Annotated in this window: 13 protein-coding genes; all 13 read right to left on the bottom strand. The window is 69.1% G+C overall.

The genetic code is table 11. The annotated features are described in order from the left end of the window. The coding region (locus RJ1_RS33715; RefSeq protein ID WP_501193856.1) for a primosomal protein N' family DNA-binding protein at positions 1 to 1,025 on the bottom strand (1,025 nt) is incomplete at its 3' end. A 46-nt stretch (positions 1,026 to 1,071) separates the two neighbouring features. Beyond that, complete coding sequence (gene metK / locus RJ1_RS33710) at positions 1,072 to 2,286, bottom strand: methionine adenosyltransferase (RefSeq protein WP_073366796.1); 1,215 nt, start codon at positions 2,284 to 2,286, stop codon at positions 1,072 to 1,074. Positions 2,287 to 2,420: 134 nt separating this feature from the next. Continuing rightward, a complete protein-coding gene (gene coaBC / locus RJ1_RS33705) occupies positions 2,421 to 3,725 on the bottom strand; it encodes a bifunctional phosphopantothenoylcysteine decarboxylase/phosphopantothenate--cysteine ligase CoaBC (RefSeq protein WP_073366795.1) in 1,305 nt (434 codons plus the stop codon). 14 nt (positions 3,726 to 3,739) lie between these two features. Then, positions 3,740 to 4,045, bottom strand: a complete 306-nt coding sequence (rpoZ, locus tag RJ1_RS33700; RefSeq protein WP_005241734.1) for a DNA-directed RNA polymerase subunit omega — start codon at positions 4,043 to 4,045, stop codon at positions 3,740 to 3,742. A 41-nt stretch (positions 4,046 to 4,086) separates the two neighbouring features. Beyond that, complete coding sequence (gene gmk, locus RJ1_RS33695) at positions 4,087 to 4,710, bottom strand: guanylate kinase (RefSeq protein WP_073366794.1); 624 nt, start codon at positions 4,708 to 4,710, stop codon at positions 4,087 to 4,089. An 8-nt stretch (positions 4,711 to 4,718) separates the two neighbouring features. After that, positions 4,719 to 5,039, bottom strand: a complete 321-nt coding sequence (gene mihF, locus RJ1_RS33690; RefSeq protein ID WP_005262298.1) for an integration host factor, actinobacterial type — start codon at positions 5,037 to 5,039, stop codon at positions 4,719 to 4,721. Between the two features lie 126 nt (positions 5,040 to 5,165). Further along, positions 5,166 to 6,005, bottom strand: a complete 840-nt coding sequence (pyrF, locus tag RJ1_RS33685) for an orotidine-5'-phosphate decarboxylase (protein WP_174695053.1) — start codon at positions 6,003 to 6,005, stop codon at positions 5,166 to 5,168. Further along, a complete protein-coding gene (gene carB, locus RJ1_RS33680; RefSeq protein WP_073366793.1) occupies positions 6,002 to 9,328 on the bottom strand; it encodes a carbamoyl-phosphate synthase large subunit in 3,327 nt (1,108 codons plus the stop codon). Before carB ends, pyrF begins: the two co-directional genes overlap by 4 nt. Beyond that, positions 9,328 to 10,488, bottom strand: coding sequence for a glutamine-hydrolyzing carbamoyl-phosphate synthase small subunit (gene carA / locus RJ1_RS33675; protein ID WP_073366792.1), 1,161 nt, complete (start codon positions 10,486 to 10,488; stop codon positions 9,328 to 9,330). The genes carB and carA overlap by 1 nt, the downstream gene beginning before the upstream one ends. Further along, positions 10,485 to 11,051: a PH-like domain-containing protein gene (locus RJ1_RS33670; protein ID WP_073366791.1), complete on the bottom strand. Its 567-nt coding sequence runs from the start codon at positions 11,049 to 11,051 to the stop codon at positions 10,485 to 10,487. Before RJ1_RS33670 ends, carA begins: the two co-directional genes overlap by 4 nt. Beyond that, complete coding sequence (locus tag RJ1_RS33665) at positions 11,048 to 12,391, bottom strand: dihydroorotase (protein ID WP_073366790.1); 1,344 nt, start codon at positions 12,389 to 12,391, stop codon at positions 11,048 to 11,050. The genes RJ1_RS33670 and RJ1_RS33665 overlap by 4 nt, the downstream gene beginning before the upstream one ends. Next, entirely contained in the window at positions 12,388 to 13,332 is a 945-nt protein-coding gene (locus tag RJ1_RS33660) for an aspartate carbamoyltransferase catalytic subunit (RefSeq protein WP_073366789.1), read from the bottom strand. The genes RJ1_RS33665 and RJ1_RS33660 overlap by 4 nt, the downstream gene beginning before the upstream one ends. Next, entirely contained in the window at positions 13,333 to 13,962 is a 630-nt protein-coding gene (gene pyrR, locus RJ1_RS33655) for a bifunctional pyr operon transcriptional regulator/uracil phosphoribosyltransferase PyrR (protein ID WP_073366788.1), read from the bottom strand. Between the last annotated feature and the right edge of the window lie 121 nt (positions 13,963 to 14,083).

Raw genomic sequence — 14,083 nt, 5'->3', positions numbered from 1 at the left:
AGCGCGTGGTCGCTGTCCGCGAGTGCGGTGATCTTCGGGGCGGCGGAGCGCACCGCGTCCCGGGAGGCCACGAGGTCGTGCGCCCACCCGGAGTCGACGAGGGCCTGCGCCTCGGCGGTGCGGGCGTGTCCGGCCAGCACCACCGCGCACCCGCTGGCGTACGCGCGGAGCAGCGCCACCTCGCGGGCGTGCGGGTACGGCGCGCGGGGCTCGGAATGGTTGTCGTCCCCGTCGTCCCAGACCACGATCAGCCCGGTCCGCGGAGTCGGCGCGAACACCGAACTCCGGGTGCCGACGACGACCCTGGCCGTCCCCCGCAACGCGGCCAGCCACCGCCGGTAGCGCAGAGCGGGACCGAGACCGGCAGCCAGACCGACGACGGCATCCTTGCCGAGCAGCGCCTCCACCGCCGCGACCACACGGTCGAGATCACGCTGATCGGGGACGACGATGACGGTGCTCGCCCCGGTGGTGGCGACGAGTCCGGACAGTTCCGCCAGACGCGCCGGCCAGTCGTCGCCGGGGAGCGCCTGCCAGACCGCGCGCGGCGCACGCTGCTCCGACAGGGCGGTGAGAAAGGCGCCGCCGTGGACGTACCGGTCCCACGCGTCGGTCTCGATCGCCGAACCCGACACCGCGGGGGGTTCGGACGCGGCCTCGGACTCCGCCCTCGCGTGCCGGGGCGGGATCGCGAGCCGCAACACGTCGGCGCGGGTTCCTGCGTACCGGCCCGCGACAAGGTCGACCACCCGGGTGATCTCCTCGGTCAGCACCCGCTCGGGCGAGATCACCCGTTCGAGCCAGCCGAACCGGCCCTGATGCTCGCTCGTCGCGTTGCGGGCGACGACGAAGCCGTCGACAAGGCGACCCGCGAACCGGATGCGGACCCGGACCCCGGGATGCGCCTGATCTTCGAGTTCCTTGGGAACGAGGTAGTCGAATTCGCGGTCGAGGTGGGCGAGCGGAAGCAGCGGCAGCACCCGGGCGACCGGATCTTTTTCTGCCGCAACCTTTTCCGCGCTCACGCGCCGCCCCCGGCCAGGGCGGCGCCCGCCGCGCCGTGACGACCGATCAGAGGCCTGCGGCTGCCCGCAGCTTCTCCGCCCGGTCGATGCTCTCCCAGGGGAGTGCGATGTCGGTACGACCGAAGTGACCGTAGGCCGCGGTCTGCGCGTAGATCGGGCGCAGCAGGTCGAGGTCACGGATGATGGCGCCCGGGCGCAGGTCGAACGTTTCGGTGATTGCCTGCTGGATGCGGGCCGGATCCGTCTTCTCGGTACCGAAGGTCTCGACGAACAGACCCACCGGGGCCGCCTTGCCGATCGCGTACGCCACTTGCACCTCGATCCGGTCCGCCAGACCCGCCGCGACCGCGTTCTTGGCCACCCAGCGCATGGCGTAGGCCGCCGACCGGTCGACCTTCGAGGGGTCCTTGCCGGAGAACGCGCCGCCACCGTGGCGGGCCATGCCGCCGTAGGTGTCGACGATGATCTTGCGGCCCGTCAGGCCGGCGTCACCCATCGGGCCGCCGAGCACGAACTTGCCGGTCGGGTTGACGAGCAGCCGGATGTCCGAGACGTCGAGTTCCGGCATGTCGATCTCGGCGAGAACCGAACCGAGAACCTTCTCCCGCAGATCCGGGGTGAGCAGGTTGTCGAGGTCGATGTCGGCGGCGTGCTGCGTCGAGATGACCACGGTGTCGAGGCGGACCGCCTTGTCACCGTCGTACTCGATGGTGACCTGAGTCTTGCCGTCCGGGCGCAGGTACGGCAGGACCCCCGACTTGCGGACCTCGGTGAGTCGACGCGACAGGCGGTGCGCCAACGCGATCGGCAGGGGCATCAGTTCCGGGGTGTCGATGGTCGCGAACCCGAACATCAGGCCCTGGTCGCCGGCGCCCTGACGGTCGATCTCGTCGTCGCTCAGCTCGCCGGTGCGGACCTCGTGCGAGTGGTCGACACCCTGGGCGATCTCCGGGGACTGCGCCCCGATCGCCACGTTGACGCCGCAGGAGTTGCCGTCGAAGCCCTTGGCCGACGAGTCGTAGCCGATCTCGAGGACGGTGTCGCGCACGATCTTGGGGATGTCGGCGTACGCGGTGGTCGTCACCTCGCCGGCGACGTGGACCTGTCCGGTGGTCACCATTGTCTCGACGGCGACGCGGGCGCGCGGGTCGTCGGTGAGGAGCGCGTCGAGGATGGAGTCGCTGATCGCATCACAAATCTTGTCCGGGTGCCCCTCGGTCACAGACTCACTGGTGAATAGCCGACTACCGGACTGGCTCACAGAATTCCCTCTCGACAGTTGTCCCTGAACAGCACTTGAAAACAGCTTAGCTGCGTAATACCGCGAACGACCCTAGCGCCACCCCGGCGGGAGTGACACCCTTCGAATCACCGAAACTCTGCTGGAATAGTGCCTCAGAGAGTCCGGAACAGCTGGTCGACGGCGTCGAGCACGCGGCTCGCCATCAACGCCTTCGATCCGTGCTCGAGCGCGGACTCGGAGCCGTCGGATCCGAGCAGCCATCCGTCGTTGTGGTCGACCTCGAACGCCTTGCCCTCCCCCACCGCGTTGACGACGAGAAGGTCGCAGCCCTTGCGGGCGAGCTTGGCCCGCGCGTACGTGAGGACATCACCGTCGGCGTCTCCGGTCTCGGCCGCGAACCCGACGATCACGGTCGACGACGGGATCTGCCCGTCTCTCCGCGACTGGACCAGGCCCGCGAGGATGTCCTCGTTCTTGGTGAGTGCGATCGAGTCGGGCTCGCCCGCACCCTTCTTGATCTTGCTCGCCACCGTCGTCGACGGCCGGAAGTCGGCCACCGCCGCAGCCATGACCACCGCGTCGAATCCTGGCGCGTGCTTGGCGACCGCGACCCGCATGTCCTCCGCCGTGCGGACGTGCACCATGTCGACCGCGGCCGGGTCGGCGAGTCCGGCGGTGTAGCCGGAGACGAGGGTGACCTCGGCCCCGCGCTGCACGGCGAGCCGGGCGATCGCGTACCCCTGCTTGCCCGAACTGCGGTTCCCGAGGAACCGCACCGGGTCGAGTGGTTCCCGGGTGCCGCCCGCGGACACGAGGATCCGCCGGCCTTCCAGGTCACGGGGCAGCGCGTCCGGACGCTCGAGCAGCAGCGACGCCAGTCCGACGATCTCGTCGGGTTCGGGCAGCCGGCCTGCGCCGGTGTCCTTGCCGGTGAGGCGCCCGGAGGCGGGTTCGATGACGGTCACACCGCGTGCCCGCAGTGTGGCGACGTTGGAGACGGTGGCTGGGTGCTCCCACATCTCCGTGTGCATCGCGGGCGCGAACACCACGGGACATCGCGCGGTGAGCAGGGTCGCGGTGAGGAGGTCGTCCGCGCGCCCCGCCACGGCCCGCGCCATGAGGTCGGCGGTGGCGGGCGCGATGACCACGAGATCCGCTTCCTGCCCGAGGCGGACGTGCGGAACCTGCGGGACGTCGGCGAACACCCCGGTGTGCACCGGGTTGCCCGACAGCGCCTCGAAGGTCGCCTTGCCGACGAACTCGAGCGCGGACTCCGTCGGGATGACCCGGACGTGGTGCCCGGCCTCCGTGAAGGCGCGGACGACGGCGCAGCTCTTGTACGCGGCGATGCCGCCGCCCACTCCGACGACGATCCGCTTGCGCGCAGCCCCGGAAAGAGCCGATTCGGGTGAATCCGTCACGTGCCCGGACCCCGGGCCCGCTGCCAGCTCAGGCACCGCAGATCCTCCGCTCACTCGCCTTCGGTGTGCTCGAGAAGATCGGAGTGGATCTCACGCAGCGCGATCGACAGCGGCTTCTCCTGCAGGCCCGGCTCCACGAGGGGGCCGACGTACTCGAGGATCCCGTCACCGAGCTGGTTGTAGTAATCGTTGATCTGACGCGCACGCTTGGCCGCGTAGATCACCAGCGCATACTTCGACGACGTGCGAGCGAGAAGCTCGTCGATCGGAGGATTGGTGATGCCGAGCGGGGTGTCGTAAGCCGGCAGGGCGCCGTGGCTGGGTGTTGCGGACGCTACTGCGGGGGTGCTGCTCACTCGGTATCTCCTGAAATAGTTCTGGCTAGTTGATGTGAGAACTAGTGGGTCGACTCGGACTGTTCCGGTCGTCCAACCAACAAGGATACCAACTCGTCGCACGATCGGCTGACATCCTCGTTCACGATGACCTCGTCGAACTCGTCCTGCGCCTCCAGCTCGACCCGCGCGGTGGCGAGACGACGCTCCACGACCTCGGCGGATTCGGTGCCCCGGCCGGTCAATCTCTCGACCAGCACGTCCCAGCTCGGGGGCGCCATGAAGACGAGAAGCGCCTCCGGCATCGCGGCCCGGACGGCCCGCGCACCGGCGAGATCGACCTCGACCAGCACGGGTTTGCCCTGCTCGATCGCCTGGCGGACGGGTGCGGCCGGGGTCCCCGACAGCTGTAGCCCGCCGTGGATCTCGGCCCATTCGAGCAGCTCACCGGAATCGATCATCCGCTGGAACTCGTCGCGAGAGGTGAACCGGTAGTCCTTGCCGTCCACCTCGCCCGGGCGTGGGTCGCGCGTCGTCGCGGACACGCTGAAGACGAGCTCCGGCATCCGTTCACGCAGGAGTCGCACCACGGTGGACTTACCGACGGCCGAGGGGCCGGCCAGTACTACCAGCCGACCCCTCCGCACTGCGGTCTTGCGCTCTGACACTTGTGCGTCAGCTACCACTGTCGTGCTCAGGCCTCGAAGTCGAACCTGGCGAGCAGGGCCTTCCGCTGCCGATCGCCGAGGCCACGGAGGCGACGGGTCGGAGCGATCTCCAGCTCGGTCATGATCTCCTGCGCCTTGACCTTGCCCACCTTGGGCAGCGCCTCGAGCAGTGCCGACACCTTCATCTTGCCCAGGATCTCGTCGTCCTCGGCGTCCTTGAGAACCTGCTTGAGGTCGGTGCCACCACGCTTCAGGCGCTCCTTGAGCTCAGCCCTGGCCTTGCGGGCAGCAGCTGCCTTCTCCAAAGCAGCAGCGCGCTGCTCATCAGTCAACTGGGGAAGGGCCACGGTTCCTCCGTCTCGTCGTTGGCAAATAGTCCAAACCACTGGATAACCAGCAGCGATAGCGACCGTACTCACGCCCGGCGCCGATTGCGAACCCACCCCCAGAGGTCAGAGCCGGATTCGGGTGGGCTATGAGAGTGCGGACTCGATCTCGTCACGCACCTTCACGGCCGCCTCACGCAGGGCCGTCACCGACGGTCCCGCCCCGAGAACACCACGAGAACTGTTCGGTAACAACAGTTTTCGAGAATCGGGAAAAATGTCGGCGAGATCACCGGGAGTCGCGCCCTGGGCGCCGAGACCGGGCGCGAGAATTGCTCCGGAAAATTTCGACAAATCCAGGCCGTGTCCGCGTGTCGCACCCACCACCAGGCCCACCAGGCCGGGGTTGGCGTCGTTGCGCCGGACCGCCGCATCCACCACGGATTGGGCCACCGACACTCCCCCGGACGTCCGCGCCGCCTGCAGATCGCCGCCCTCCGGATTGGAAGTCCGGGCGAGCACGAAGAGCCCGCGGCCCTGCTCCGCCGCCAGCGACAGGGCCGGATCGAGGGCGCCGAATCCCAGATACGGCGACACGGTCAGCGCGTCGGACGACAGAGCCGAGCTCTCACCCAGCCAGGACTGCGCGTACGCCGCCATCGTCGACCCGATGTCCCCGCGCTTGGCATCGGCGACGACGAGCGTCCCTGCCTCTCTGAGGACCGTGATGGTGCGTTCGAGCACCGCGTACCCGGCGGAGCCGTACGCCTCGAAGAACGCCACCTGAGGCTTCACGACGGCCACCTCACCGACGAAGGCCTCCACACAGATCTCCGCGAACGCCTCGAGCCCCTCGGCGGAGACCGGCAACCCCCACGCCTCGAGCAACCCGGGGTGCGGGTCGATCCCGACGCACAACCGCCCACGGTGCTCGACCGCCGAGGTCAGCCGATCCACCCAGGAGTGGTGGTGATGGTGCCCGCTCACGACCGCAGCCTCGCGTGCAGCGCCTGGAGCGACTGGACGCCGATGTCGCCGCGGATCGCGGCCTCGATGCCCTGCACCGCGGCGGATGCCCCCTGCACGGTCGTGACGCACGGGATATTCGTGGCGACGGCGGCACTGCGGATCTCGTAGCCGTCGACGCGCGGACCGGAGTTGCCGTACGGGGTGTTGATCACCATGTCGACCTCGCCGTCCCGGATCGTCTCGACGATGGTGCGCTCGCCCTCCTCCAACTTCTCGCCGGAGTGCTTGTGCACCTCCTCGCAGGTGATGCCGTTGCGGCGCAGCACAGCCGCGGTGCCCTCGGTGGCCAGGATCCGGAAACCGAGGTCGGCGAGCCGCTTGACCGGGAAGATCAGCGACCGCTTGTCCTTGTTGGCGACCGAGACGAACACCGAACCCGACGTGGGCAGCGAGCCGTACGCGGCCGTCTGACTCTTCGCGAACGCGGTACCGAAGTCGGCGTCGATGCCCATGACCTCGCCGGTCGACTTCATCTCCGGGCTCAGCAGGGTGTCCACCCCGGTGCCGTCGGCGCGCCGGAAGCGGTTGAACGGCAGCACGGCCTCCTTGACGGCGACGGGCGCCTCCGCCGGAGTCTCGCCGCCGTCGCCCGTGGCCGGGAGCACCCCGCTCTTCCGGAGATCGGCGATGGACTCGCCGAGCATGACGCGGGCACACGCCTTCGCGAGCTGCACGGCCGTCGCCTTCGACACGAACGGCACGGTGCGGCTGGCGCGGGGGTTGGCCTCGAGGACGTACAGGATGTCGTCCTTGAGCGCGTACTGGACGTTGAGCAGGCCCTTCACGCCGATGCCCTTGGCCAGCGCCTCGGTGGAGCGGCGGACGTTCTCGAGGTCGGCGCGGCCGAGGGTGATCGGCGGCAGCGCACACGCCGAGTCGCCCGAGTGGATGCCGGCCTCCTCGATGTGTTCCATCACACCGCCGAGGTAGACCTCGGTGCCGTCGCAGAGTGCGTCGACGTCGATCTCGATGGCGTCCTCCAGGAACCGGTCGACCAGGACCGGCCGGTCGTCGGAGATCTCGGTGGCGCGGGAGATGTAGCTCTCCAGCGACGCCTCGTCGTACACGATCTCCATCCCGCGGCCACCGAGGACGTACGACGGCCGGACCAGCACCGGGTATCCGATGCCGGCCGCGATGTCGCGGGCCCCGGCGAAGGTGGTGGCTGTGCCGAACTTGGGCGCGGGCAGACCGGCCTCGACCAGCACCTTCCCGAATTCGCCGCGATCCTCGGCGAGGTCGATGGCCTCCGGGCTGGTGCCCACGATCGGCACGCCCGCGGCCTTGAGCCGCTTCGCCAGACCCAGCGGGGTCTGACCGCCGAGCTGCACGATCACCCCGGCGACGGTGCCCGAGATCGATTCCGCGCGGTACACCTCGAGCACGTCCTCGAACGTGAGCGGCTCGAAGTACAGGCGGTCCGCGGTGTCGTAGTCGGTGGAGACGGTCTCCGGGTTGCAGTTGACCATCACGGTCTCGTACCCGGCCTCCGACAGCGTCAGCGCGGCGTGGACGCAGGAGTAGTCGAACTCGATGCCCTGACCGATGCGGTTCGGTCCGGAACCGAGGATCAGGACCTTCGGGCGCTCGGTCTGCGGGGCGACCTCGGACTCGGCCTCGGGGTCGAGTTCGTACGTCGAGTAGTGGTACGGCGTCTTCGCCTCGAACTCGGCGGCACACGTGTCGACGGTCTTGTAGACGGGGTGGACGTTCCACTGCTCGCGCAGCGCCCGGACCGCGTCCTCGCCACCGATCTCGGGGCGCAGGGCCGCGATCTGCCGGTCCGACAGGCCGTGGTGCTTGGCGCGGCGCAGCACCCGCTCGGTCACCTCGGGCGCCTGCCGCAGCTCCTCGCCGAGCTCGTGGATCTGCAGGATCTGGTCGAGGAACCACGGGTCGATCTTCGTGGCGTCGAACAGCTGCTCGACGGTGGCGCCGAGGGCGAACGCCTTCTCGATGCCGTACACCCGGCCGTCGCGGGGAACACTGAGTTCCGCCAGCAGGCTGTCGAGATCGGTCGCCTCCACCTCGGGGCCCGTCCAGTAGCCGGCGCGCTTGGTCTCGAGCGACCGCAGCACCTTGCCGAACGCCTCGGTGAAGTTGCGGCCGATCGACATGGCCTCACCGACCGACTTCATCGTGGTGGTGAGGGTGTCGTCGGCACCGGGGAACTTCTCGAACGCGAAACGGGGCGCCTTGACTACGACGTAGTCAAGGGTCGGCTCGAAGCACGCCGGCGTTTCCTTGGTGATGTCGTTGACGATCTCGTCCAGGGTGTAGCCGATGGCGAGCTTCGCCGCGATCTTCGCGATCGGGAACCCGGTGGCCTTCGACGCGAGCGCACTGGACCGCGACACGCGCGGGTTCATCTCGATGACGACGAGGCGACCGTCGGCGGGGTCCATCGCGAACTGGATGTTGCAGCCGCCGGTGTCGACGCCGACCTCGCGGAGGATGTCGATCGAGAGGTCGCGCATCGCCTGGTACTCACGGTCGGTGAGCGTCATGGCGGGGGCGACGGTCACCGAGTCGCCGGTGTGCACGCCGACCGGGTCGACGTTCTCGATCGAGCACACGATCACGACGTTGTCGCGACCGTCGCGCATCAGCTCGAGCTCGTATTCCTTCCACCCGAGGATCGACTCCTCGATCAGGACGTTGGCGGTGGGCGACGCCGCGAGACCGCCGCCGGCGATCCGGGCGAGGTCCTCGTCGTTGTACGCCATGCCGGAGCCGAGGCCGCCCATCGTGAACGACGGGCGCACCACGACGGGGAAGCCGAGTTCGGCGACCGTGTCGCGGACCTCGTCCATCGTGTAGCAGACGCGGGAGCGCGCGGACTCGCCGCCGACCTTGGCGACGATGTCCTTGAACTTCTGCCGGTCCTCGCCGCGCTGGATGGCGTCGAAGTCGGCGCCGATCAGCTCGACGTCGTACTTCTCGAGGATGCCCTGCTCGTGCAGTGCCACCGCGGTGTTGAGGGCCGTCTGACCGCCGAGCGTCGCGAGGACGGCGTCGATGGGGTGACCCTTCTCGGCCTCGAGGGCGATGACCTTCTCGACGAACTCGGCCGTGATGGGCTCGACGTACGTGGCGTCCGCAAACTCGGGGTCGGTCATGATCGTGGCCGGGTTGGAGTTGACGAGGCTGACCCGCAGGCCCTCCTCGCGCAGCACCCGGCAGGCCTGGGTTCCGGAGTAGTCGAACTCGCAGGCCTGGCCGATGACGATCGGCCCGGAGCCGATCACCAGGATGTGGGAGAGATCTGAACGGCGTGGCATTACTTCTTGACTCCCTCGAGCAGGCTGGTGAAGCGGTCGAACAGGTAGGCGGCGTCGTGCGGGCCCGCCGCGGCCTCGGGGTGGTACTGCACCGAGAAGGCGGATCCGTCGAGCAGTCGGACCCCTTCCACGGCACCGTCGTTGGCGCACGTGTGGCTGATTACGGCCTTGCCGAACGGGGTGTCGAACTCCTGCCCGGCCTCACCCTCGAGCGCGAAGCCGTGGTTCTGCGCGGTGATCGCGATGCGGCCCGTCTCGTGTTCGATGACCGGGATGTTGATGCCCCGGTGACCGAATTTCATCTTGTAGGTGCCCAGTCCGAGAGCGCGTCCGAGGATCTGGTTGCCGAAGCAGATGCCGAACAGGGGCAGGCCCTGGCCGATGACTTCCTTCGTGAGGTGCACGGCACCGTCGGCGGTCGCCGGGTCGCCGGGACCGTTGGAGAGGAAGACGCCGTCGGCCTTCAGGTCGAGGATCTGCTCGAGCGTGGCGTTCGACGGGAGGACGTGCACCCGGATGCCGCGGTCGGCGAACATGCGCGGGGTGTTGGTCTTGATGCCGAGGTCGATCGCCGCGACCGTGAACCGGGCGTCTCCGCCGGTGGGTTCGACGACGTAACCGCTGGTGGTGCTGACCTCGCCGGCGAGGTCGGCGCCGAGCATCGACGGCTGACTCTTCACGCGGTCGAGCAGCACGTCGGTGTCGGCGAGCGCGTCACCGGAGAACACCCCGGCGCGCATGGACCCGCGGGTGCGCAGGTGGCGGACCAGGGCCCGGGTGTCGATGCCGGCGATCCCGACCACGCCCTGCTTCACGAGTTCGTCCTGCAGGGAGCCGGTGGCGCGCCAGCTGGAGGTGCGGCGCGCGGGGTCGCGGACGACGTATCCGGCCACCCAGATCTTGGCCTCGGCGCTGCTGCCGGTAGGTCCGACGGACTCGTCGTCCTCGTCGTTCCAGCCCGTGTTGCCGATCTGCGGCGCGGTGGCCACCACGATCTGGCGGTGGTAGCTGGGGTCGGTGAGCGTCTCCTGGTAGCCGGTCATACCGGTGCTGAAGACTGCCTCACCGAGCGTCTGCCCGACGGCACCGAACGTGGTGCCCCGGAATACCCGTCCGTCCTCGAGGACCAGTACTGCCGAGTCGGTGTCGTAGCCGCTCATGCGTTCTCTCCGTTCTGCTCGACCTCACCAGAGCTCGCCGCATTCGCTGAATCTTCACTGTCTTTGTTGCCGGCCGGCTCCCCCGCGCTCACCCAGGCGGGGTACACGGACTTGTCGTCGCTGCGGAAACCGGTGTCGATCTCGGTGCCGGTCGGCAGTTCCCACCGGATCACGAGGACACCGTCCTTGCTCATGACCTTGCCCGCGAGACCGCGCTCGGTGCGCACCGCACGGATCGCGTCCTGCGGAATCCAGATCGCCGACGCCCCGTCGCGTTCGAGCAGGATGCCGGACGCGTAGCGGGAGATCTCGCCCGTCGCCCGGAAACCGAGGTCGTCGACCGCAATTCGGTCCTGCCAGCTCGGGGCGAGGGTGCTGCCCACGTACAGTCCGGTGGCCGGGGCGATCGTCTGCTCACCGAGGTGCGCGGGGACGGCGGGAAGTTGCCCGACCCGGTCGGTCTGACGGCGGGCGCGACCGCGCCAGCCGATGTACATGAGGAAGATGGCCAGCGCCCAGAACGCGACGAGGCCGACTATCCACAGGATTCTCTCCACTGTCATCCCCTGCCGTTCCGCGCCGGGACGCGGGCCTGGCCGTCGCTCGCGGTGATCCGCCCGCGCAGGATCGTCGTGGTCACCCGCGCCGGGAGGGTCATCGACTCGTACGGCGTGTTGTGGGCGACGCTGGCGAGGTCGGGACCGTGGACCGTCCATTCGGCGTCCGGGTCGATCAGCACGAGGTTGGCGGGTTCGCCCACCTCGAGCGGGCGACCCTGATCGTCGAGTCCGACGATCTCCGCGGGACGCTCACTCATCACGCGGGCCACACCGCGCCAGTCGAGCAGGCCGGTGCGGACCATCGTCTGCGCGACGATCGACAGCGCGGTCTCTAGGCCGAGCATTCCGGGGCGGGCCGCCGCGAACTCGCAGCACTTGTCCTGCTCGGCGTGCGGCGCGTGATCCGTCGCGACGCAGTCGATGATCCCCTCGGCCAGTCCGGCGCGGAGCGCGGCGACATCGCTCGCCTCCCGCAGGGGCGGATTCACCTTGTTGACGGCGTCGTACGTCTCGAGCCGCGAGTCGTCGAGCAGCAGGTGGTGCGGGGTCACCTCGGCGGTGATCGAAATGCCTTGTCCGCGAGCCCACTTCATCAGCTCGACGGTGCCGGCGGTGGAGGCGTGACAGATGTGCACACGCGCCCCGGCGTCTCGGGCGAGCAGCGCGTCGCGGGCGACGATCGACTCCTCGGCGGCGCGCGGCCAGCCCGCGAGCCCGAGCCGGGCGGCGGTGGGACCTTCGTGCGCGACGGCACCGACGGTCAGTCGCGGCTCCTCCGCGTGCTGCGCGATGAGCACCCCGAGCGAGCTCGAGTACTCGAGGGCCCGGCGCATGATGAGCGGGTCGTAGACGCAGTGGCCGTCGTCCGAGAACATCCGGACCCGGCCGATCCCCGACGCCATCGTGGCCATCTCCGCGAGTTGCTTGCCCTCGAGCCCGACGGTGACGGCACCGACGGGGTGCACGTCGACGAGGCCGACCTCCTGCCCGCGCCGCCACACGTGATCGGTGACGACCACCGAGTCGGCGACGGGGCTGGTGTTGGCCATCGCGAACACCGCGGTGTACCCGCCGAGCGCGGCCGCCGCCGAACCGGAATCGATGGTCTCGGTGTCTTCGCGGCCGGGTTCCCGCAGGTGGGTGTGCAGGTCGACGAAACCGGGGAGCAGGATCTGCCCCGCCGCGTCGATGACCTCGGCGTCCGGCCCGCTGTCCTTCCCGGCGTCCGCGCCGATCGCGACGATGACGCCGTCACCGAGCAGCACGTCGGTGGGCTCGCCCTCGCCGTACAGCAGCACGTTCTTGATGAGCACTGTCTCTCCTGTCACTGCACTGTCACTCATCCCGCAACTTCCTCCGCTCCGACCAGCAGCCGGAACAGGACAGCCATCCGCATGTGCACTCCGTTGGTGACCTGTTGCAGCACGGCGGTTCTCGTCGAATCGGCCACCGCCGAGGCGATTTCCATGCCGCGCAGCATCGGGCCGGGGTGCAGCACCACCGCGTGGTCGGGAAGCAACGCGAGCCGCTTCTCCGACAGGCCGTAATTGATCGAGTACTCCCGCTGGGACGGGAAGAATCCGCCGTTCATCCGTTCCGCCTGCACACGCAGCATGAGGACGGCGTCGAGTCCGGGAAGTTCCGCGTCCAGCGAGTGCGCCACAGAGACCGGCCAGGACGAGACCCCCACCGGGAGCAGCGTGGGCGGCGCGACGAGAACGACCTCGGCGCCGAGCATCGACAGCAGCAGGGCATTCGAGCGCGCCACCCGGCTGTGCAGGATGTCGCCGACGATGGCGATCCGCTTGCCCTCGATGTCGCCGAGACGCTGACGCAGCGTGAGCGCGTCGAGCAGCGCCTGGGTGGGGTGCTCGTGGGTGCCGTCGCCGGCGTTGATGACGGCCGGTCCGCCGTCGTCCTGATGTCCGGTCCAACTCGCGATCTGGTGGGCGGCACCCGACGCGGGGTGGCGCACGATCAGCGCGTCGGCGCCGGCGGCGCGCAATGTCATCGCGGTGTCGCGGAGCGATTCCCCCTTGGACACCGACGAACTCGACGCGCTGACGTTGATCACGTCCGCGCTCATCCACTTCCCGGCGACCTCGAACGACACGCGGGTCCGGGTCGAGTTCTCGAAGAACACGGTCATGACCGTCCGGCCGCGCAGCGTCGGGAGCTTCCGCACCTCACGTCCGAGGAGGGCTTGTTCGAAGCGTTCGGCCTCGTCGAGAAGTTCGACAGCCGATTCCCGTGTCAGGTCTGCGATCGACAACAGGTGCTTCACTTAGCTCTTCCCCCCGGAGATCATGACCGCGTCGCGGCCGTCGTGTTCGCTCAGGAGCACCTTCACGTCCTCGGTGCGGGCGGTGGGCACGTTCTTGCCCACGTAGTCGGCCCGCAGCGGCAGTTCGCGGTGCCCGCGGTCGACGAGGACGGCCAGCTGAACGGCGCGCGGACGCCCCAGATCGCGGAGGGCGTCGAGTGCCGAGCGGACGGTGCGGCCGGAGAACAGCACGTCGTCGACGAGGACCACCAGCGTGTTGTCGACACCGCCGTCCGGCACCGAGGTGCGTTCGAGGGGACGGTGCGGTTTGGTGCGCAGATCGTCGCGGTACAGGGTGATGTCGAGGGAGCCGACCGGCGGACGCACCCCGGAGAATTCTTCGATCTTCCCGGCGAGGCGCGCTGCGAGCGTCGTGCCCCGGGTGGGGATTCCGATGAGGACGACACGCGGCGCTTCGCCGTCGGCGGCGTCGATCGCGGTCTTCTCGATGATCTGGTGCGCGATACGCGCAATGGTCCGTCCCACATCGGCTGCGGACAGCAGCTCCCGTGCGGGCTCGGCGGACGGGGACGACTCTGGTGTTGATTCCGCCGGTTCCCCGGGGGGGCGAGACCCTTCGGGCACGCGCATACAACGACCTCCTTCTCCGCCTCACTGGACGGATCGTTAAAGGATGCCTGACGCGGACAGCTTATCAGCGCGTCGACGACGCCAGGCCCGGACCCCTGACCTGCGGGCCCGCAGTCGCGGG

It is taken from the genome of Rhodococcus jostii NBRC 16295 (genome assembly GCF_001894825.1).
Lineage (GTDB): Bacteria > Actinomycetota > Actinomycetes > Mycobacteriales > Mycobacteriaceae > Rhodococcus_F > Rhodococcus_F jostii.
This window is presented reverse-complemented; position numbering and strand designations above follow the sequence as displayed.